Origin of the sequence: Bacillus sp. SM2101 (assembly GCF_018588585.1) — a bacterium.
Classification (GTDB): domain Bacteria; phylum Bacillota; class Bacilli; order Bacillales; family SM2101; genus Nanhaiella; species Nanhaiella sioensis.
This window is the reverse complement of record NZ_JAEUFG010000002.1, coordinates 76,838-98,034: the sequence shown is the minus strand read 5'-3', so window position 1 is coordinate 98,034 and position 21,197 is coordinate 76,838. Positions and strand designations below refer to the sequence as shown.

16 protein-coding genes and 1 riboswitch are annotated in these 21,197 nt (G+C 35.6%); of the genes, 9 read left to right on the top strand and 7 right to left on the bottom strand.

Annotation, left to right across the window (positions count from 1 at the left end; genetic code table 11):
• Positions 1-266 precede the first annotated feature (266 nt).
• The 3 genes from abc-f (at position 267) to JM172_RS02650 (ending at position 4,254) form a co-directional block, all read left to right on the top strand.
• Complete coding sequence (gene abc-f, locus JM172_RS02660) at positions 267-1,904, top strand: ribosomal protection-like ABC-F family protein (protein ID WP_214480533.1); 1,638 nt, start codon at positions 267-269, stop codon at positions 1,902-1,904.
• A gap of 723 nt (positions 1,905-2,627) precedes the next feature.
• A complete protein-coding gene (locus JM172_RS02655; protein WP_214480532.1) occupies positions 2,628-3,566 on the top strand; it encodes an aminoglycoside phosphotransferase family protein in 939 nt (312 codons plus the stop codon).
• Between the two features lie 67 nt (positions 3,567-3,633).
• A complete protein-coding gene (locus JM172_RS02650; RefSeq protein ID WP_214480531.1) occupies positions 3,634-4,254 on the top strand; it encodes a class I SAM-dependent methyltransferase in 621 nt (206 codons plus the stop codon).
• 80 nt (positions 4,255-4,334) lie between these two features.
• Here JM172_RS02650 and JM172_RS02645 read toward each other — a convergent pair whose 3' ends face one another.
• Positions 4,335-4,898 carry a pyridoxamine 5'-phosphate oxidase family protein gene (locus tag JM172_RS02645; RefSeq protein ID WP_352222770.1) on the bottom strand — a complete coding sequence of 188 codons (564 nt, stop codon included), beginning with the start codon at positions 4,896-4,898 and terminating at the stop codon, positions 4,335-4,337.
• A 102-nt stretch (positions 4,899-5,000) separates the two neighbouring features.
• On the opposite strand from JM172_RS02645, the gene pdxR reads away from it, so the two are divergent.
• Together pdxR and JM172_RS02635 are read left to right on the top strand one after the other, a co-directional pair.
• Positions 5,001-6,410, top strand: coding sequence for a MocR-like pyridoxine biosynthesis transcription factor PdxR (gene pdxR / locus JM172_RS02640; RefSeq protein WP_214480530.1), 1,410 nt, complete (start codon positions 5,001-5,003; stop codon positions 6,408-6,410).
• A gap of 266 nt (positions 6,411-6,676) precedes the next feature.
• On the top strand, positions 6,677-7,099 hold the full coding sequence (locus tag JM172_RS02635; RefSeq protein WP_250886476.1) for a DUF5412 family protein: 423 nt from the start codon (positions 6,677-6,679) through the stop codon (positions 7,097-7,099).
• Positions 7,100-7,511: 412 nt separating this feature from the next.
• Here the strand turns inward: JM172_RS02635 and JM172_RS02630 are convergent, their stop codons facing one another.
• Together JM172_RS02630 and JM172_RS02625 are read right to left on the bottom strand one after the other, a co-directional pair.
• Complete coding sequence (locus JM172_RS02630) at positions 7,512-8,150, bottom strand: hypothetical protein (protein ID WP_214480529.1); 639 nt, start codon at positions 8,148-8,150, stop codon at positions 7,512-7,514.
• 14 nt (positions 8,151-8,164) lie between these two features.
• Positions 8,165-8,755, bottom strand: coding sequence for a matrixin family metalloprotease (locus JM172_RS02625; protein WP_214480528.1), 591 nt, complete (start codon positions 8,753-8,755; stop codon positions 8,165-8,167).
• A gap of 822 nt (positions 8,756-9,577) precedes the next feature.
• Here JM172_RS02625 and JM172_RS02620 point away from each other — a divergent pair.
• Positions 9,578-10,561, top strand: coding sequence for an alpha/beta fold hydrolase (locus JM172_RS02620; protein ID WP_214480527.1), 984 nt, complete (start codon positions 9,578-9,580; stop codon positions 10,559-10,561).
• An 83-nt stretch (positions 10,562-10,644) separates the two neighbouring features.
• On the opposite strand, the gene metH is transcribed toward JM172_RS02620, so the two are convergent.
• The 4 genes from metH to JM172_RS02600 are packed head-to-tail and all read right to left on the bottom strand — an operon-like array spanning position 10,645 to position 18,247.
• Complete coding sequence (metH, locus tag JM172_RS02615; RefSeq protein WP_214480526.1) at positions 10,645-14,106, bottom strand: methionine synthase; 3,462 nt, start codon at positions 14,104-14,106, stop codon at positions 10,645-10,647.
• Positions 14,096-15,949 (bottom strand): bifunctional homocysteine S-methyltransferase/methylenetetrahydrofolate reductase, encoded by a 1,854-nt coding sequence (locus tag JM172_RS02610; protein WP_214480525.1) that lies wholly within the window; start codon positions 15,947-15,949, stop codon positions 14,096-14,098. Before JM172_RS02610 ends, metH begins: the two co-directional genes overlap by 11 nt.
• On the bottom strand, positions 15,946-17,130 hold the full coding sequence (gene metC / locus JM172_RS02605) for a cystathionine beta-lyase (protein WP_214480524.1): 1,185 nt from the start codon (positions 17,128-17,130) through the stop codon (positions 15,946-15,948). Before metC ends, JM172_RS02610 begins: the two co-directional genes overlap by 4 nt.
• Positions 17,123-18,247: a methionine biosynthesis PLP-dependent protein gene (locus tag JM172_RS02600; RefSeq protein ID WP_214480523.1), complete on the bottom strand. Its 1,125-nt coding sequence runs from the start codon at positions 18,245-18,247 to the stop codon at positions 17,123-17,125. The genes metC and JM172_RS02600 overlap by 8 nt, the downstream gene beginning before the upstream one ends.
• Before the next feature lie 151 nt (positions 18,248-18,398).
• A riboswitch (SAM riboswitch) is annotated at positions 18,399-18,517 on the bottom strand.
• 467 nt (positions 18,518-18,984) lie between these two features.
• Here JM172_RS02600 and JM172_RS02595 point away from each other — a divergent pair.
• The 3 genes from JM172_RS02595 to JM172_RS02585 form a co-directional block, all read left to right on the top strand.
• A complete protein-coding gene (locus JM172_RS02595) occupies positions 18,985-19,908 on the top strand; it encodes a sensor histidine kinase (RefSeq protein ID WP_250886475.1) in 924 nt (307 codons plus the stop codon).
• Positions 19,909-19,910: 2 nt separating this feature from the next.
• Positions 19,911-20,543, top strand: coding sequence for a response regulator transcription factor (locus tag JM172_RS02590; RefSeq protein WP_214480521.1), 633 nt, complete (start codon positions 19,911-19,913; stop codon positions 20,541-20,543).
• A 470-nt stretch (positions 20,544-21,013) separates the two neighbouring features.
• Positions 21,014-21,197 (top strand): hypothetical protein (locus tag JM172_RS02585; protein ID WP_214480520.1); only part of this gene is annotated, 184 nt, incomplete at its 3' end.

Here is a 21,197-nt window from a genome sequence, read left to right as displayed (position 1 = left end):
AGTTTATTTTTAATAAATGTTGTCTAGATAGGATTAGTCTATGCATTTTTAGGTACTATTTTTATATGTGTTATAATTGGACCATTAATATGGTTGAAATTATAGCAGGAATGATGTGTTCAAAAAAATGGTGAAGAATAATTGGAGTAAATGTACCAATTTCTAATCTTTTTGAAAAATTGAGCCGTTTTTGCTGAACTTTTTAACATCATTACATACCTAAATATTACAGCTAATCCTCTCTAGAATTGTAGGGAGGATTTTTTATGCTATTGTTAGATGCGAATCAAATTGAAAAGTCTTATGGAGACCGTACGATATTAAATATTCAACAATTACAAGTGTTTAATGGTGAAAAAATAGGGGTTGTCGGTAAGAATGGGGAAGGGAAATCTACGTTATTGAAAATTTTAGTGGAACAACTTGAGCCAGATAGTGGAATTGTCAACGTATATTGTCCGATTGCTTATATACCGCAGCTTGAAGATCTCGAAGTTAGCGATATTCCTCAAAAATTGAATGGCCATTGGAGAATTCCTAAAGAAAGGAAGCAATTTTTAAGTGGGGGAGAAGAAACGAGAAAGAAAATAGCATCAGCTTTGTCTGCAAATGCTAAATTAATCATTGCTGACGAACCAACAAGTCATTTAGATGTAGAAGGAATAGAACAATTTGAAAGAGAGTTAAAAGCATTTGCTGGAAGTGTCATTATTATTTCTCATGATCAACAACTTCTTAATCAAGTTTGTACCACGATCTGGGAATTGGATAAAGGAAAGGTACATTGCTATGATGGCAACTATGAAGCATATGTTGAGCAAAAGAAACATTTGAAAGATAGACAGCAGTTTGAGTACGAGCAATATGTGAAGGAGAAACAACGTCTAGAACAAGCTGCAGTAGAAAAAAGCCAAAAGTCAAAATCATTGAAAAAAGCACCAAGCCGCATGGGTAATTCTGAAGCGAGATTGCATAAAAGAAGTGTTGGTCAAAAGAAAGCGAAATTAGATAAAGGTGTACATGCACTTAGATCGAGAATTGATCAACTTGAGAAAAAGGAAAAACCAAAGCAAGAAGAAGATATCACCTTTGACATTAGTCAGTTTAAGAAAATTCATAGCAAAAGGGCAATTGCATTTAATGAAGTAAGTGTAAAAATGGGAAATCGTTTGTTATTTAGTGACTTAAACGGTGCCATTAAACCAGGGGCAAGAGTTGCTATAATTGGAAGAAACGGTGTAGGCAAAACAACATTATTAAATATGATAGCAACAAGGCATGAGGATATTTCTATTGCTAAACCTGCTTCCATAGGATATTTCCATCAAAAATTAGAAAGTCTAGATGAGCATAAAACGATCTTAGAAAATGTAAAAGAATCCAGTCATTATTCAGAGCAATTTATTAGAACTGTGTTATCGAGGCTACGATTTAAACGGGAAAATGTCCATAATAAAGTTTCCATGTTAAGTGGAGGAGAACGGGTAAAAACTGAATTAGTAAAAGTCTTTTTAGGAGATTATAATGTTCTGCTATTAGATGAACCGACCAATTACCTTGACCTTCAAACAAAAGAAGCGTTACAAATGGTGTTAACATCTTATCCAGGAACAATTTTGTTTGTAACTCATGATCGTTATTTCGTCCAAGAATTGGCGACACATATTTTACAAATTGAGCATGACAAAGGTGTTTTGAAAGATATTGACTTATTAGAGTCAAATGATTCTGTTGAACAACAACAAGAAGAAACGAATTTGTTAGCGGTTGAAATGGAGTTAACAGAAGTGTTAAGTAGATTATCACTAATCACAAATGAAGATGAAAAACAAATGCTTGAAGCTAGGTTTTCGAATTTACTAGCACAAAAGAAGCAGTTAGTGAATAAGAAATCTCGAAAATAGTCTTGACGGTTACCTTGCGGAGAGTTGAAACTAGAATAGAGAAGCTTGTAAACAGTGTGGATTAACCAAAAAGCAAGTGCTTATAAACGTTTGTCATCGAATTTCAGATGAAAAGATGCCCAGATTTCTAGTAGTGAAGGTATCTAATTCTTAGTAAGAAAAATAACAATTAATACAAACAGCTATTGTAAAAGAGCAATTCACAACGTGGATTGGTCTTTTATTTTGTAGGCTTTTTTCATAAACTTTGTTGCTATGGTTACCAAATTATTACCATGAAAAGTCGTTTTATATGTTAGTCTTCGTTGTACAGAAGAAAAGATGTCCCGAACGTTAGTTATTATCGAATCTAGACCTAATTACGAAGAACAACAATTAATGCGAAAATAGCCTTTTAGTAAGAAGGACATTTGGAAGCTTAGTTGTTAAGTTCCTTCATTAAAATACGATTCAGAAACTCTTGTTATGCTTGTGTCACTATCTCTTAATACGAATACTAACAACACATACAAAATGTTCACAAAAACTGAGATTATATAAAAATACCAAAATATGAAACTATTCTATAAATTTTCCGTATATACAATTAGTAGAATAAAAAGCTATCAGATTAAGAATAAAACTTCTTCGTTAATGGCTTGCTAATTATATAAAGCCTTATTTAAGGCTTGAAAGGATAGACCTTCATTCATCACATGGAATATTGTAGAGACGGGGGCATATATGGAATTACAAGATCACTTTGTTAAAACAGTTCATTTATATTTTAAAGAAGAAGGAGCAGCTTGGTTACAAAGGCTACCTGAATTAATCCGTGATTGCGAGCAAAAGTGGCATTTGAAGATAAAAGAGCCTTTTACCCTATCGATAAATTACGTTGCCGCTGCGATTATGAATGATGGGAGGGAGGTAGTAGTGAAAATTTGCATTCCGGGAGAAGGTTTTCTTGATGAGATTGAAGCGTTAACGTTATTCGGTGGCAAAGGCATGGTTCAACTAATCGATTTCGACAAAGACAAAGGAATAATGATACTGGAAAAAGTCTCACCTGGACACACTTTAGCAGAAATTGAAGATGATGCTAAAGCTTGTCGACTAGCCGCTAACGTAATCAAAAAACTATCTATACGTGCTCCAAAGGAAACTAGGATCGCATCAACACATGGTAGAGAAGAAAAGCTTCGGAACCTGATTAAAGAACACCCAGAAGGATTTGGCCCTATTTCACAACATACACTAGAAGTAGCTTTGAAAGTTTTTACATATTTAAATCGAACGATAGAACAACACTTTCTCCTTCATGGAGATTTTCATCATTACAATGTTCTATCATTTACAGATGAAATATGGACAGCAATTGACCCTAAAGGGTTAGTCGGTGAAATCGAATATGATTTAATTCAATTTCTGCTAAATAAATTACCTGACCAAAACGCTTACGACGTAGTAGCAAAAAGAGTTGATATTCTTACGCAGGAATTGAAGCTTAATAAAGAACGCTTACTGCTGTGGGGCTACTGTCATACCGTGTTAGCTACTTCATGGACAGTTGATCATGATGGAACTTATGACGATAAATTTTATCAAGCAATTGACATATTTCACAAGCTGTATGAAGCTAATTATGGAATGGAAATTGAAGCATTAAAATATGTAAACTAAAACAAATAATGAGTTGTTTCATAAGCTGAAACTTAGTTATAGTTTATAACTATAAAGGACGGGTATCATGAAAGGTTATTGGAATAGACGTTTTAGTAAAGGAAAGATATGGGGAGAACTGCCAAGCAATACGGTAGAGACTGCTACTAAACTTTTCTTGAACAATGGTGCAAAAACTGTTTTAGTACCAGGCGCAGGCTATGGAAGAAATTCGAAAGCACTTGCGACTACTTTTAAAGTTGATGCAATAGAACTTTCACAGCAAGCTATTGCTACTGCTAAAGAACATGATAAGTCGACGTCGTATATTGAAGGGTCAGTATTCGATTTACCTATTCCTCATAAAAAATATGATGGGATTTATTGTTATAATCTATTACACTTGTTTTTGTTATCTGAAAGAATGACATTTATTCAGAAGTGTATCGATCAGTTAGCTGAAGATGGAATGATTTTTTTAACCTGCTTTTCGAACGAAGACTCTTCTTATGGTCAAGGTGTAGAGGTAGAAAAGGACACATTTGAATATAAGCCAGGAAAAGTCGCTCATTTTTTTAGTGAGGAGGACTTAGTAAACCATTTCAAACATGCTGAAGTCATTCAGACAGGCTCAATAGACGAAAAGTTAGAGTATATAGATCAAACTGAAAGAACTTACAAATTAAGATACATCATAGCCAAAAAATAGATGAAATTGCAAATGTAACCTCCCTGAATAAAAAGAAAAGTGAACATAGGGAGGTTATTTTAAGAGCTCATAAATTTTTGTTATTCAGACGGTCTTTCCTCTAAATCTTGCTCTCTTGTACGACCATTGTAAAATAGTGCCTCATCTATTAGTTTGTTTTCTTTCGCTGTAACCTGTTCAGCACGAAGGCGGTACACTACGGTTTTACTATTTTTAGAAGAACGATATGAAGATACGTGGTGCTTTGATAGTTTATCACTAAAATAGCCTGGCACATATTTATCAAGCATGACTTGCATAGCATAGGTTGCTTCCTCAATGTCATGTACAATTTCGAGTTTACCGAAGATCATCACACTGTAATAGCCAGTGCTTGTATGTGCTGGTACTGGATTTGTAATTGTACCCTGATCTTCTGCAATTGTGAAGCAGGCTTGTGGATTTTCTTCAATGATACGTTGTTTTCTCCCTTCTTCAGCTCCGTGAAAATATATGCAATCATTCATCCATACATAATTAAGTGGAACGACATACGGTAAATGACCATCTGCTAAACCTAAATAACCCGCTTTGATACGGTGGCAAAATTCATTAACTTTTTGTCGATTCACACTTTGTTTTTCTTCTCTTCTCATTGTATACATTGAAGCCCCTCCTTTTATTTAGTAAAGTAATTGTATTAACAATCTGACTATTCGAAAAGGTACAGTTTTTACATTTCACTAGGGGATAGATTGGAGGAACACATGCTTGAAGTCACATTAAGCTTAGATAAGGATAGTGAAACGCCATTATATATGCAAGTGTATCAATACTTTATAAAAGAGATAGAAACGGGTAAAATCCCACCACAAGCAAAACTTCCATCGATTCGTGGCCTTGCCGACCACTTAAGTGTCGGTAGAAATACGATAGAGTATGCGTATCAACAATTGATTACAGAAGGGTACGTAAGAAGTGAGCCACGGAAAAGACTAATTGTTAACCAACTGGACAAAGACCTTCTATCTCAAATACATACTATACCTACTAAAAAAGATACCGCAGATGTTCAACAGGAAAAGCATTTTACGTACGATTTTCGATATGGAAATGTTGACCTTGAACATATTCCTTATAAGCTGTGGAAAAGACACATGAATGAAGTGTTGGCAACTAATGATGATCAGCTCATATTTTATGGTGATAAAAAAGGTGATATACAGTTACGACAGCAGCTTGTTCATTATTTGTATCAAGCAAGAGGAATTTCTTGTACGACTGACGAGATTATTATCGGAGCTGGCATGTATCAAATGTTAAGTGTTATAAGTCAAATACTTATGAAGACAAATGATACGGTTGCCGTAGAAAACCCTTGTTATGATGGTGCACAGCGGGTTTTTGCAAATCATGGCTTTAATTTAGAAGCTATTTCACTCGAAGAGGATGGTTTAAATATAGATCAATTGGCAAAGGGAAGCGCTAAAACTGTATATGTCACACCGTCACATCAATTCCCAATGGGGATGGTTCTACCTATTCAAAAACGTCTTCGCCTCATACAATGGGCGATCCAAAATAATGGCTTTATTATTGAGGATGATTATGACAGTGAATTTCGTTATCAGGGAAATCCGATTCCTGCATTAAAAGCACTGGATCGAGATGAACGTGTCATTTATATTGGCACATTTTCTAAATCTTTTATGCCAGCCATCAGAGTGAATTATATGGTCTTACCAACAAGGTTATTACATACATATCATTCTCATTTTGTAACGTACAGCCAACCAGCTGCTGCACTTATTCAAAAAACATTAGCACATTTTTTAGCAAAGGGTCATTTTGAACGCCATATCCGGAAAATGCGTAAAGTATATGCTCAAAAGCATCGTGTATTAATTGAGGCAATCCATAACTATATGGGGAATAAAGTGAACGTACAAGGTACACATGCAGGAGTTCATGTAATTATTAGCATTCCACATCGTAATGAAACAGAGCTACATGAAAAAGCAATTTCTGCTGGAGTTAATATATATTCAGCTAAAAAATATTGGGTGGGAGAGTCAACAGCAGATACCGCTCATTTTATCCTTGGCTTTGGAGGGATGTCATCAGAAAAAATTGATGAAGGGATAAAACATTTAAGTAAAGTTTGGTTTGCAGATTAAATGCTTTTATTATGATATTAAAAACCTGGCTCTTTTTGGAAAAACGGTTAGTAGTCAATGTATTTGGAGTATTTTCATTGTAAGTAAGAGCTCATGTAATATCAATAACATAAAGGTTCAAAAATGAGGGGATAGCTATTTTATTAAATATAATCGGTTTCTTTCTATTTGTTACTACTTTACTGGTATTTTTCATCTTTACTATTAAATTAATAATCTTCTTTGTTAAAAAGAAAAAATTCCCCACAAAATTATTACTTGCTACTTTGTCAGGATTAATTTTATTTCTAGGATTATTTGTTTATAGGAACTATTTCTTTACATTTGATAGCCTTAAGGGTGAGTCTTACTTAATTCCATTGACTTCTCCAACAATGAAATACACTGCAAATGCCTACTATATGCCATACGGTGGCGCAGCTGGTGGCGTGAAAATATGGGTAGATGTTACATATCATGATGAGAATGATAAAATTCAAACAGTTTATTATAGTGAAGCAAAAAGTGGTTTTTCTATGAGCTGGAATGACGAGAATATTCTATATATAAAAAATGAAAACTCAGAAGTTCCAAATTCAAGCAGAAGTATTATGTTGGAAATTGGTAAAGAGATCTATCATGAATATGGTTTAGCGTGTAAAAGTTGGTTAATGCAGGATGAATATGAGACTTGTTATCAATATGAATAGTTATCGTGATAGCGGGTGTTTACTAGATAGTATTCATTATATAGAGGGTTAAACAATATTCGAATGAGTAGTTTTAATATGAAAGGATCTTTTCGTAAACTTTGTTGTATTGTTATTAATTAGATTAGCAGGTAGTAATTTTATTCTGTTGTCTTCATTTTAATGGAGAAAAAATGTGGCTTGTCGGAAAAACAACAATCATACGAAGACAGACTATGTAAAAGAACCTGTTTTGATCAACCTTAGATCAAAACAGGTGTGGTTAACGTCGTTGTTTTTAGGACTCTTCTCATAAACTTTGTTTGAGGTTTATTAAAAACTAGAAGAACCTTAATAGGATTGTATGTTTTAATGTTGTAAATAACTACTATCTGTGAGGTAAAAGCGTTTATTAAAAGTTGTTATTGATATATTAGTTGTTATTATCATGCTCTTCTTTTAGTTTTCTTTCTTCTTCATTTGCTTTCTCAATCTCTTCTGCAGTCATTACGTCTAATTCAATCGGTACGTATGGAGAATCTTCTAACATAGCATTAAGATCTGAAGTTAATAGCCCTTCTACACCTTCTAATTTTTTGCTGCCGACAGCAACAATTTCTCCATCTTTTTTGACTTTGTAATGACCTTGATAAAGTCCCATAAATCTGTAAGCATCATCAATAACTGGACCTTCATAGTTCTTTAAGAAGAATAGAACCTTTTCATTTTTTTTGACAAGAGGGTCCAATTCACCTACATCATTTTGTAATAGTGTAATCGTGTCTCCTTTCGAAAGACTATTATCATGATCTCGGTAAATGTCTTTAATCTGAATTGTAGATTCATAGAAGTTGATCCCTTTATAATCAAATGCCTTGCCTTCAGTTTTTACTTGCCCAACTATTACGATAGGTGTATTTTGGGCTAATTCATTCATATCTGCGAAAACCTCTGAAGGGTTAGCATCCACGCCTTGTTGATAAGGAGCTTTAACAGGATTAGAACTTTGAATAATATTGTTACAACCTACTAATGTAATTACCGTAACCAATGCAATGAGGCATTTTTTCATGTTGATTCCTCCTTTTAATAAATACTTCTAATACCACTAATATCTCCATCACCAAGATCAACTTGACTAATATCTCTATTAGAGTTATTACTCATAATTTCAGTTGTACAACTAGTATGGCTTAATCCATGAGTATGACCATACTCGTGAATGGCAGTACGTTCATACTCAACAAATCCGTACCAAGAATAATTTTTATGGTAATATTCATTTAAATATATATCCTTTGGTGAACGTGCATAATAAGCAGCACCGACCCATCCGGTATCCCCATAATCATCACTTTCTATTGCAAGATTATTTCCTCTTGATACTTCATTGAAATTAAAGAAACTAAAATGTTCATTCCATTCTTCACCAGCGAGATCAATGCGATAACTGTAATCATAAGATCCATTCTGAGTATACGTGAAATTAATGTTAATTTGTTGATTGTTATCATATTCCCATCCACTATAACGAGAAATCTTTTTATAGCAATTTGAGGAGGGGTGTTCATCTGTTGGAGCAGCATTTGTCGAACCTATAACTATTCCAAAAAGCATCAACATCGTCAAGGCTGATAGAAATAACACTCTAACTTTAGAGCTAATACGAGAAGACATAAAAATTTTCTCCCTTCTAATTAAAATGGCCAACAAACTACTAACATGGTAACTAATTTACATTTTCACCTCACCTTCTAGCTTTTTCTGATGTATACGATCGTTATTTTATAAAAAACACTCTTTTTAATATTGAAATAGCAAAATGATATTAAATGCCTAAGTAAGTGCTTATCCACTTTATTGACATACTGTCTATTTGTAAAGATAAAGACTCATTGACAACTCATTTGGGAGGGGAATCTTTGCTCTAATGTCCAATCACTTTGTAGAATATTTCTGTAAATTGAATTGGTAACAACATAGATCATGTCTTAGTGGTATACTGCTGAAAAAACTAAATCTGTTCATTAGCTGCTTTGGAATAACAATTTGTTTTCGTACGATAACTAAACATATTGTGATAGCTAAAACGGTTAGTATCAAATACCCTTGTCTTGCTTGTTATTCAAATTTAGTAACAATCGTGGCAGAGCTTACGATGATTGGTGTTATTTCTTTATAGTCGGATAAAGTTCTCCCTTTAAATTTTTCTTCGGTGTGTTCTATCAATAGTGCTTTATCTATTAATTTGGAATTAATATTTATTCTGTAAAAAATCCTCTAGAGACCTCTACGTAGTGGGAGATGTCACATCAAAATATTTCAGATAGGAGGAGGTTGGACTCGCCTTGGTTGTTGAATAATCCTCCTTTAGGTGGAAGTAATAACCTGCTAAAGGCTGTTACTTAAACATTCGTTATCAAGTATAGTCAAAGGGTAACAGTACTTGGCAGTAAATTATAATATTCATATTTTAAGAAGACTAGGGGGAGGATACACATGATTATAAGTAGAACGCCTAGTTTTAAAGATTTAAATGGTAGACTTATCGAAGAGAGCGTCGCATCTATAGAAATGTTGCGACTTGGAAAAATTCAACAATGTGTCTTAATGAGAGGGAAGAATAAAAAGAATCCAATACTACTTTTTCTACACGGGGGTCCAGGTACTGCCCAAATAGGTTTTGCACCGAAATTTCAAAGAGAATTAGAAGAACATTTTGTAGTAGTGAATTGGGATCAAAAAGGGGCTGGTAAATCTTATGCTAGTAATATCCCAGTTTCTAGCATGAATATAGATCAGTTTTTGCTTGATCTTCATGAACTTATTGAAGAGCTACTACAGCGCTTTAAGCAAGAAAAACTCTATTTAGTTGGTCATTCATGGGGGAGTGTATTAGGGTCTCTGTTCATTTCGAAGTATCCTGAGTTAATTCACGCATATATTGGTGTAGGTCAAGTAGTCAATATGGAGAGAAATGAAGAAATCTCCTATGAATATACGTTACATAAAGCAAATGAAACGAATAATAAAAAAGCGCTTGAACAGTTGATGAAAATTGGCAATCCCCCATATAAAGATCAGGTAGATTTATTTTTACAAAGAAAATGGTTACGGAAATTTGGTGGATCATTTCACAATATGTCATTAAGTAAGTTTATTCTCTCATCGATATCATTTCGTGAATATTCATTTGTCGATTTAGTAAAGTATATGGCAAATGGAGAACGTTTTTCTATTAATAATCTTTGGGATGAGTTGATGGAAGTAAATTTAATTAAACAGGCTCATACATTTAAAGTTCCAGTGTTTTATTGTGTTGGGCGTTATGATTATCAGACGCCTCACGAATTAGTTGTGGATTATTTTAATATAGTGGAAGCACCCAAAAAAGAGCTTATATGGTTTGAGAATTCTGCTCATGCTCCAAATTTTGAAGAACCTAATAAGTTTTATGAAGTTTGCATGTCTGTCGCTCAATAGATTTTATTGACAAAGGTATTGAACATAATAGGGAAACCTCTATAATAATTGAGGTTTCCCTTCATTTGTTTCAATTCATTCAATTAGTTATTTTCGATCACGTTAAAATATTTCGCTTCAGGATGTGAGAAAACAATAGCCGAGACAGATGCTTCAGGTTCCATCATAAAGCCATCAGTTAAAGAAATTCCAATGTCATCTGGCTTTAATAAGCGGAAAAGCTTTCCTTGATCGTCCAAATTTGGACATGCTGGATAACCAAATGAAAAGCGTTGACCTTGATATTTGGCTGCAAAGCGCTGCTGCATTGTAAAGTCAGCTGGGTCAGGAAATCCCCATTGATCTCTCATCATTTGATGAATGCGTTCGGCAAACCCTTCTGCTAGCTCAAGTGCGAGTGCTTGAATGGCATGACTTTTTAAAAACTCGCCCTTTTCTTTTAACATATTTGCCTTTTCTCTCACATCAAAGCCAGCTGAAACGACGAAGAAACCAACATAATCCATTTCACCACTATCGACTGAACGAATATAATCAGCCAAACATAAATATGGCTTTTTACGTTGTCGAGGAAACGTAAAACGTTCTAGGATTGTTGTTTTATCATTTGGGTCGTAAATGATGACGTCATCGTCTTTTGATTGAGCAGGGAAAAATTGATAAACAGCTGCAGTTCGTAATAGGTTAGCTGTTTTTGCTTCAAGAAGTAAGTTATCAACTACTTCTTTTAAGGCAAGTGCTCGCTCATCTTGTTCAGCTATTAACTGATCTACCTTTCCTTTGAGCCCTAAATGATGTCCTAATAACATGCGCATGTTAATATATGGCTCAAGATGACCTATAGGATAACCTTTTAAGACATGCCTTTTTAAATCATTTGGCAATGTTATTGGAATATTAGTCGCTACACTAGATTTAATTTTTTCTAATACGGCTACAGCAGTTTCTTTTTTAGTAGCTGTATTGATCTGTTTATAAGCTTCTTTCTTCGTTGCTACATCTGATAAAATCTTATTCTTTTCGTCTTCATCTTGCAGGCGGTTAACGATTGAAAGGCCATCCATCGCATCTTTCGCGTATAGGACTGGACCTTCGTATTCGGGAGCAATTTTTCGATCGGTAAATTTTCGAGATAGAGCTGCCCCACCAACTAATATAGGAATTGATATGTTTGATTGGCTCATATCTTGAGCAGTTAAGACCATTTGTTGAGCTGATTTAACGAGTAACCCTGATAAGCCGATGATATCAGGCTGTTCTTGTTGAATGGCTGATATCAGCTGTTGTGGTGTCACTTTGATACCTAGGTCAACGACTTGAAAGCCATTATTGCTTAAAATAATTTCTACAAGGTTTTTACCTATATCGTGGACATCACCTTTAACAGTTGCCAATAATACTTTCCCTTTTCCATGACCAGCTCCATCATTTGTTTCCATATAAGGCTCGAGGAAGGAAACCGAAGCTTTCATCACTTCTGCACTTTGTAATACTTCCGCTACGATCAGCTGATTGTCGTTGAAGAGACGACCGACTTCAGCCATACCTTCCATAAGAGGTCCGTTAATAATATCTAACGGTGTATCATATTTAGTTAAGGCGATTTCTAAGTCAGGTATTAAGCCTTCCTTCGTACCTTCAATCACATAGTCAGCGAGTCGTTCTGGAAGGGATCTATTGATGGCTGCTTTTTTCGGCTCCTTCTTTTTCCCGCGATAAAAAGCTGTAAATTCAGCTAGAATGTCATCTGTTGTTTCAAATAATAAATTCTCTGCTAGAGTCACTTCTTCTTGTGGAATGGAAGCAAATCTTTCAAGCTTTTGTGTATTGACAATCGCATAATCTAAACCAGCTACTGTGCAATGATAAAGGAAAACGGCATTTAAAATTTCACGCCCTACACCAGGTAATCCGAAAGAGACGTTGCTTATGCCAAGCATTGTTAAACAATGTGGTAATTTTTCTTTAATAAGCCTAATCCCTTCAACAGTTTCCTTCGCTGAGCCTATATACTGCTCATCACCTGTACCTACAGGGAAGACGAGAGGGTCAAATATAATATTTTCTGGCTTAAGTTTATATTTATTTACTAGTAGATCATAGGAACGTTTTGCGACCTCTAGCTTCCGTTCTCTCGTTACAGCCATGCCAATTTCATCAATGGTTCCAACAACAACAGCAGCCCCATATCGATGAATAAGTGGAACGACCTTTTCAAAACGTTCTTCGCCATCTTCTAGGTTAATTGAGTTAATGATCACCTTTCCTTGTGAATAAGATAGCGCTTTTTCTATCACTGCTTCATCTGTAGAATCAATAACAAGTGGTACTTTCACCTTTTTTACAACTTCTTGAATAAATTGCTCCATATCATCTAGCTCTTCGCGGTCTGGATCGGCTAGACAAATATCAACTACGTGGGCCCCACCTTTTACTTGTGCTCTACCGACTTCAGCAGCTTCTTCAAACTTACCATCAGCAATGAGGTTTTTAAATTTTCTTGAGCCGATTACATTTGTACGCTCTCCAACTAATAACGGTCGCATAGAATCATCGTATATAAGTGGTTCTATCCCAGCTACAGTGTGTTGATGATTACCTTCTTGGACACTTCGAGGCTTAAGACCTTCTACCTCTTTTGCAATCGCTCGGATATGTTCAGGTGTTGTCCCACAGCACCCTCCAATAATGTTTAGCCAACCATTTTTAGCAAAGCCTGCTATTTTCCTTGCTAATGATTGTGGAGACTCATGATATTGACCTTCTTCATCAGGTAAACCAGCATTAGGGTAACAGCTCACAGCTGTTTGAGATAATTGTGATAATGTGCGTAGATGGTCGGTCATAAATTCAGGGCCTGTCGCACAATTTAAGCCGATGGATACTGGTTGCATGTGCTCTAAAGATAAATAAAATGCTTCAATATTTTGTCCAGCAAGCGTTGTACCCATCGGTTCTATCGTAACTGAAACCATGAGTGGTAAGGTTTTATTTGTTAATGTAAAAGCATTATTAATACCAAAAAAAGCAGCTTTTACATTAAGCATATCTTGACATGTTTCAAGTAATAAAAGGTCACAGCCACCATCAATTAAGCCTTTAGCTTGTGTTTCATACTCATTAACTAATTCAGAAAATGTTGTTCCACCAGTAACAGAAAGTGTTTTTGTTGTTGGTCCCATAGATCCAGCAACAAAGCGAGGCTTATCAGTAGTTGAGAAATCCTCGGCTGCTTTTTTGGCAATTTCAGCTGCAATTTTGTTTATATCATAGGCTTTATGTCCGAGTTGGTATTCATTTAGAACGAGGGGGGTTCCTCCAAAAGTGTTCGTTTCAATGATATCAGCCCCCGCTTCTAGATAAGATCGGTGAACCCAGTCAATGACATGAGGAGCTGTGATGTTTAAATGTTCGTTACAGCCGTCAAGTTCTTCTCCTCCAAAATCTTCAGCTGTTAGGTTTGCTTCTTGAAGCATCGTCCCCATTGCTCCATCAATTATTAAAATTCGCTTGTTGATCTCTTGTTGAAAACGCTCAAAGCACATGATGAACCTTCCTTTCTCTTACTCCATCTTTTTTACGGATATAGTTTGTTAATGCTACAGTCATGTCATAGCGTAAAAATGGTGTAATTAAATAGATTCCTTTAAAATATTCCATAGCCGTATCTATTAACTCCTGTGCAATTTTCACACCTTCTGCTGAGCATATTTCTCTATCGTCTCCACAGCTCTTCATACGGTGTAAGATGTCATCAGCAAGCTTAATACCAGGAACCTCATGGTGTAAAAATTGGGCATTACGATAGTTTGTTAACGGCATAATACCAAGAAAGATAGGAACTTGTAAATGCTTGGTCGCTTTATATATTTGGATTATTTGCTCTTGGCTAAACACAGGCTGACTAATAAATGAATCAGCACCGAATGCGATTTTCTTTTCAAGCCTTTTTACGGTTGGTTCTAAATGACGGACATTTGGGTTAAAGGCAGCTGAAACACCGAAGTTCGTCTGTAATTTTAATGACGTTCCTGAGATAGACTGTCCGTTATTAAATTGTTTGATCATTTGTATTAATTCAAATGATGAAACATCATATACTGAAGTAGCACCTGGAAAATTACCAACTTTAGTCGGATCACCAGTTACAGCCAATACTTGATTAATACCAAGTGTATGAATACCCATAATATGTGATTGAAGCCCTATGATGTTTCGATCACGACAAGTAATATGAACGAGAGGGCGTATATTATATTTTTCTTTTAAAATTGAAGCAACTGCAACATTACTTATGCGTGGAGTTGCTAGAGAGTTATCTGCTAAGGTAATCACATCAACCCCAGCCTGTTGAAGTGCTTGTGCACCTTTGAAAAATGTATCTGTATCCAAATGTTTCGGTGAATCAAGCTCAACAATGACTGTGCGTCTAGACTGTACCATTTCGTGTAAATGAGGTTCAGCAGCAACGGTAGGCTTACTGACTGAAATTGGTTTACGCTCCTTTACACGTTTTTCATCAATTGGAGTTAAACCATTTATTGCTTTCCTCATCGCCTCAATATGCTTTGGTGTCGTTCCACAACAACCACCTAACAATCTAACTCCTTGCTCGCGCATGCTAATAGCTGCCTCTGCAAAATATTCAGCATCAGATTCATAAATCAGTCTTCCATCAACTAAGTCTGGTAAACTTGCATTAGGGTAGGCAGAAAGGTATGCATTGTTAGGCAAAGGAACTTGCTCAAGTGACTTAATTGTATGATAAGGACCGAGTCGGCAGTTTGTTCCAATCACATTTGCTCCAAGTTGCTCGAGCTTTGAAAATGCTTCATGTAATGGGGTACCATCCTGTAGTACGCCAACTTCATGCATAGACACTTGGGCAACGACTGGTTTTGTTGTTCTTTTCCTTACTTCTTGCAGTACGGTGTATAGTTCTTCAATGTCATAATAGGTTTCCAGTAAGATTCCATCAACATTTGCTTCTAACAGTGCATCAAGCTGTTCGATAAAAGCCCCTTTAATTTCTTCAAGTTCGGCAATACTTTTCCTTACGCCACGAATTCCACCTATAGTTCCTAATATATAATGCTCGTTACTTTTCCCGATGGAACGTTTTGCTATTTGAACTGCAGCTCTATTAATTTCTTTTACTTTATTTTCAAGGTCGTATCTAGCTAATTTAACACGATTTGCTCCATACGTATTAGTTTGGATAACATTAGCTCCTGCTTGAATATATGCTTCATGTACTTGTTGGATCCGATTTGGTTGAGTGAGGTTAAGTTCCTCAAAACAATAGTCGACACCGTATGAATAGAGGAGGGTCCCCATCGCACCGTCAGCAATTAAAATGTCATTTTTTAAACGTTCTAGTAGTTTCATAGGCTCACCTTATACTCTGGCTGCTGTGTTGGAAGTTGATCTAATGCTTGTGAGAAATCTGCTATAAGATCAAGAGGATTTTCAAGACCAACAGATAGTCGCAAAAGCCCGTCAGTGATTCCTCTTTTATTTCTTTCTTGAGCAGGCATAGCTGCATGCGACATTTTTGCCGGATAAGATAAAATGGATTCAACAGCACCTAGGCTAACAGCGAATACTGGTATTTTTATATATTTTGAAAGAATACGTACACTTTCAACATTCTTTAATTTAAAAGATAATACAGCACCTGGGCTAGTAGACTGCTCTTGTTGAAGGGTATATCCTTCATGGTCAGTTAAACCTGGGTAGTAAACCTCCTCAACTTTGGGGTGTTGTTGTAAAAATTGCGCAAGCTGTAATGCGCTTTGTGAAGATTGTGTCATGCGGACGTGCAATGTTTTTATGCCTCGTAAGACGAGCCAAGCATCTTGAACCCCAAGGACTGCACCGAATGCATTTTGAATAAAGGCAAGTTGGGTGGCTAACTGCTCATCTTTGACAACGGCTAGCCCCGCGATGACATCACTATGTCCTGATATGAATTTTGTTGCACTATGCAAAACGATATCTATACCTAAATCCAATGGTCGCTGTAAAATTGGAGTCATAAACGTATTGTCTAAAAATGTGAGACAACCTTGCTTTTTAGCTAGTGTGACAATCGCTCTAATATTAGTCACTTTAAGTAAAGGGTTTGACGGTGTCTCAATATATATTACCTTCGTATTTGTTTGAATAGAGTTTTTAACGTCCTGTAAGTTCGTCATGTCAACAAATGTGTGATCGATGCCGAATTTGGTTAGTACCTCCGTTACAACCCGAAATGTTCCACCGTACACATCCTCACTTATGAGGACGTGATCTCCTTTTGATAACAGCATAAAAGCACTTGATATGGCTGCCATTCCAGAGGAAAAAGCAAAGCCTCTCACACCATTTTCTAATTCTGCTATCGTCTCTTCTAAAGCTTCACGGGTAGGATTACCAGAACGACTATAGTCATATTTTGAAAAATTCTCTAAATCATCTTGATGAAATGTTGATGCATGCTGAATTGCAACACTTACTGCTCCTGTATGAGGATCTACTTTATGCTTATTATGAAGTAGCTTAGTTTGATCAGAAAATGAATTAGTCATAGGTGTTTACTCCTTCCTTAGCAGCTTTTAATGCTGATATAAGGTCATCTATGAGATCATCAGCATTCTCGATACCTATTGAAAATCTTAATAAGCGATTGCAAATTCCGTTTGCAACTCTTATTTCTTCAGGTATATCTGCATGTGTTTGTGTAGCTGGATAGGTGATGAAGCTTTCAACGCCACCAAGACTTTCAGCAAAAGTGATTAGGCGTAAGTTTTGTAAAAATGGATTAACCCACTTTTCTTCTCGAATTTTAAACGACAACATGCCACCACGCTGTGGATAATAGATTTCTACAATATCTTCATGCGTTTGCAAAAATGAAGCGATTTTTTTTGCATTTTCTTCATGCTGTTTTAGACGTAAATGAAGAGTTTTCATTCCACGGATGAGTAACCATGAATCAAAAGGTGATAATACAGCACCAATTGCGTTATGGTAATTACCGAGTTGAGCAGATAGCTCCTCTCCTTTTGAAACAATTAACCCTGCTAGCACATCGTTGTGGCCCCCCAAGTATTTTGTCGCACTATGGATGACAATGTCTGCCCCTTGAGTTATAGGTTTTTGTAACAGTGGAGTATAAAATGTATTGTCCACGATTAATAATAAATCATTTTTCTTTGCAAGCTCTGCTGCAATTTTTAAATCAACCTCTTGCATAAGTGGATTTGTTGGAGTTTCTATAAATAAAGCTTTCGTATTGCTGTTTATTAACCCTTCTACAGCATTTATGTCACTAAAATCAGCATAGTGAAAAGTAAACCCATTTTTTCGAAAAGATTCTTCAAATAGCCGATATGTTCCTCCGTATAAATCATGTGTAACGATCAGTTCATCACCCTGCTCAAAGAGAGCTAATACTGTTTGAATCGCAGCCATACCTGAACTACAAGCAAAGCCTTGATCACCTTCCTCAAGTTGTGTTATTGCCTGTTCGACAATTTGTCGTGTTGGATTACCCGTTCGAATGTAATCATACCCTGTAGATTCGCCTATACCTGTGTGACGATAGGCTGTAGACAAATAGACAGGTGGATTGACCGTCCCAGTAACATTTTCACTTCTGTTTCCAATCTGGGCACATGCTGTTTCGATATTTATTCTTGTCATATAAATTCCTCCTCATTTCATTTGGTTTTCTATACTTGTTTAAAGTGGTAAAGTTTTGTGGTAGTTTTAGAACGTTAAGGACTTTTAAATCCATAAAAGAGAAATAAAAAAAGCCTTCTGATAAGAAGGCTTTGAGTTTAATCATCAGCTCTCCTTATCTTCCAAGCGAAAAGTATATACATTTCGCTTGCTGGATTTAGCACCTGACCATAAATTCGGCTGGTTGCTGAGGTTTCAAAGGGCCAGTCCCTCCACCTCTCTTGATAAGATGAATTGTTTATTTATCTTAGTTTTTAAGACTCCTACCTCTAAAAGATGGAGCTTTCGATCACGTGGGCTATATTTACCACCTGATTTAATGATTTTAAGTTGAATGAGTTAATGTATTAAATATTGATTGCATATAAATTTACAATAGATTTGACTGTTTTGCAAGATATTTTTAGAATTTTTTTATAAGTTAAAAAATGGTATGATCAATATATAACGTGTTCAACAAGGATAAAGAATACAGAAAATAATTAGGTAAATTGTATGCAGGTGGTGTGTTATATATGAAAACCTTTTTAATAAGGTTGACTACTTTTTCAGCTTTGTGGGGAGGGTTTCTCTATGTAGAAGTATCTTATTCAACAAGGTGGTACATATCCATTTTGGTTTGTGCTTTGTCGTTCGTCTGTTTCTTTTTCATTCCTATTGTTAAAAAAAAGCTAATATTCTATTCTCTGCTTCTTTGTATGTTGTTTATTTCGAGTGTTTTGTTTATTCAAGACGAATATACCTTTAGTAAATTACTATTTTTGTATATAACGATAGATGCTATTTCACTACTATCACAAAAGCATTATCAACTATTTTCAGCCGTTAGTGCCGGTTTAATGGGTATGCTGGTGATTTTTACTAATGCTATAAATGTTGAATTGGTTGTTATACTCATATTTTTTTATTATTTGAGCATTTTGTTAAATAAAAAAATGACGGAGACCAATTATAAACAAGACATGTATGAAGAGCTTTTAGGTGAATATCGAAATCTAAAACGTATTAGTTTACGAAATGAACGGGCAGCTCGATTAGAAGAAAGAACAGGAATTGCTCGTGAGATTCATGATTCTGTCGGTCATAAATTAACAGCATTGCTCATGCAAATCGAAATGCTTTCGATGAAAGAAAAACGACAGGAATATGGAATTTTGAGAAAGCTTGTTCGTGAAAGTTTAGAAGAAACGAGGCATGCGGTTAAAACACTTAAAGATGAAGAATTTGCAGGTCTGTCGTCAGTGCTTCAATTAATTAGAAAGTTAGAATCAGAGAGTCATATACTCGTGCATTTTACGACGAAGCAAGGAGCTTTATCTGTGAGCTTGTCCAATCAACAAAGTGTTACTTTATATAGAGTTATACAAGAGGCACTAACAAATGCGATGCGACATGCACAATCTCGTGAAGTATTTGTAACTATTGGTAAATCAGCTGTTGGAGATCTTTATTTTGAAGTGACGAATAAGATTTTTAAAACCGAATCTTTTACTATTGGATTTGGACTAAGTAACATGCAGAAACGTGTTGAAGAGCTAAATGGGGATATAAACTTCAATCAAACAGAGTCTCATTTTGTAGTTAAAGGATCATTTCCTGTATATGCAAAGGAGGTTATATAAATATGTATAACATTATTGTAGTAGAAGACCAAGCAATTGTTAGGCAGGGACTTGTCATGATGATTGAACAAGAAGACCAATTTCAAGTAGTGGCTCAAGCTGGAAATGGCCATGAGGCAATTGAACAATTGGAGAAGCATATGGTTGACGTTGTTGTAATGGATATAAGAATGCCCCATATGAATGGTCTTGAAGCTACTCGCCAAATTAAACAGCGATGGCCACAAGTGAAAATATTAATATTAACGACGTTTAACGATGATGAATATGCAATGCAAGCACTTAAAGATGGTGCCAATGGCTTTATGCTAAAAACAGCAGAGCCAGCGAAACTCGTTAGTGCAATACATAGTAGCTTAAACGGAGGTATGACTATACATGACGAAGTAGCTGCAAAAGTGATGCCTCGGTTGTTGACAGATAGACATCGGGGAAAAATAGACATTCCATTAACAAACCGTGAGCTTGCTGTAACAAAGTTAGTAGGCGAAGGAAAAACAAATAAGGAAATTTCTGAGGAATTGCACTTGTCGATAGGCACTGTAAAAAATCATATTACGCAAATACTACAGAAGCTTGATTTACGGGATCGCACACAACTCGCCATCTTTGCTGTGAAAAATGATATTACCTAAGAAGATAAAAATGAGAAAAGTACGGTGATTAATTACTAGATTAATGTACCATTATGTCGGCAAGACATTGCACATGTATTCCAAAGTTCTAGTATATAGCGACCATATGATGACCATGAAAGAATTGAGAAGGTGTTTTCACATTTTAACAACGTTTTGAGTGCTTGGGATGGAGATGAGCTTGTGGGCATTGCATACTATTATTGTTGTTACTTATCAGATTTAGCTGTGTCAGCACCATTTTAACAAAGAGGTATTAGCAAAGAGTTAATCGCGATCACCCAACAGGTTGTGGGTGATCAAGTGACGCTTATTTTGTATTATCTTCAAAACAAGCGATGGATTACTATCCTAACATTGTTTCTTCGAAGCTTGATAATGCATTTAGGATTGCGATAAAACAATGATCTAACGTGATTAAAGCTTAGTGCGTAGGTTGGGAGCCGAAAAGGCTCTTTTTTTCATACAGTTTGACTTCGGACAGTAACAGTAGAGAATTGGATAGTAAATACAAGGGTACGGATAGTAAAAGTGGAGAATTGGATAGTAAATACAAGGGTACGGATAGTAAAAGTAGAGAATTGGATAGTAAATACAAGGGTACGGATAGTAAAAGTAGTGAATTGGATAGTAAAAATGGAGAATTGGATAGTA

What these genes read in the sequence shown, in the direction of transcription:
- abc-f (WP_214480533.1), top strand. Translation starts at nt 267, where the DNA reads ATGCTATTGTTAGATGCGAATCAAATTGAAAAGTCTTATGGAGACCGT.
- JM172_RS02655 (WP_214480532.1), top strand. Translation starts at nt 2,628, where the DNA reads ATGGAATTACAAGATCACTTTGTTAAAACAGTTCATTTATATTTTAAA.
- JM172_RS02650 (WP_214480531.1), top strand. Translation starts at nt 3,634, where the DNA reads ATGAAAGGTTATTGGAATAGACGTTTTAGTAAAGGAAAGATATGGGGA.
- JM172_RS02645 (WP_352222770.1), bottom strand. Translation starts at nt 4,898, where the DNA reads ATGTATACAATGAGAAGAGAAGAAAAACAAAGTGTGAATCGACAAAAA.
- pdxR (WP_214480530.1), top strand. Translation starts at nt 5,001, where the DNA reads ATGCTTGAAGTCACATTAAGCTTAGATAAGGATAGTGAAACGCCATTA.
- JM172_RS02630 (WP_214480529.1), bottom strand. Translation starts at nt 8,150, where the DNA reads ATGAAAAAATGCCTCATTGCATTGGTTACGGTAATTACATTAGTAGGT.
- JM172_RS02625 (WP_214480528.1), bottom strand. Translation starts at nt 8,755, where the DNA reads ATGTCTTCTCGTATTAGCTCTAAAGTTAGAGTGTTATTTCTATCAGCC.
- JM172_RS02620 (WP_214480527.1), top strand. Translation starts at nt 9,578, where the DNA reads ATGATTATAAGTAGAACGCCTAGTTTTAAAGATTTAAATGGTAGACTT.
- metH (WP_214480526.1), bottom strand. Translation starts at nt 14,106, where the DNA reads ATGTGCTTTGAGCGTTTTCAACAAGAGATCAACAAGCGAATTTTAATA.
- JM172_RS02610 (WP_214480525.1), bottom strand. Translation starts at nt 15,949, where the DNA reads ATGAAACTACTAGAACGTTTAAAAAATGACATTTTAATTGCTGACGGT.
- metC (WP_214480524.1), bottom strand. Translation starts at nt 17,130, where the DNA reads ATGACTAATTCATTTTCTGATCAAACTAAGCTACTTCATAATAAGCAT.
- JM172_RS02600 (WP_214480523.1), bottom strand. Translation starts at nt 18,247, where the DNA reads ATGACAAGAATAAATATCGAAACAGCATGTGCCCAGATTGGAAACAGA.
- JM172_RS02595 (WP_250886475.1), top strand. Translation starts at nt 18,985, where the DNA reads ATGTTGTTTATTTCGAGTGTTTTGTTTATTCAAGACGAATATACCTTT.
- JM172_RS02590 (WP_214480521.1), top strand. Translation starts at nt 19,911, where the DNA reads ATGTATAACATTATTGTAGTAGAAGACCAAGCAATTGTTAGGCAGGGA.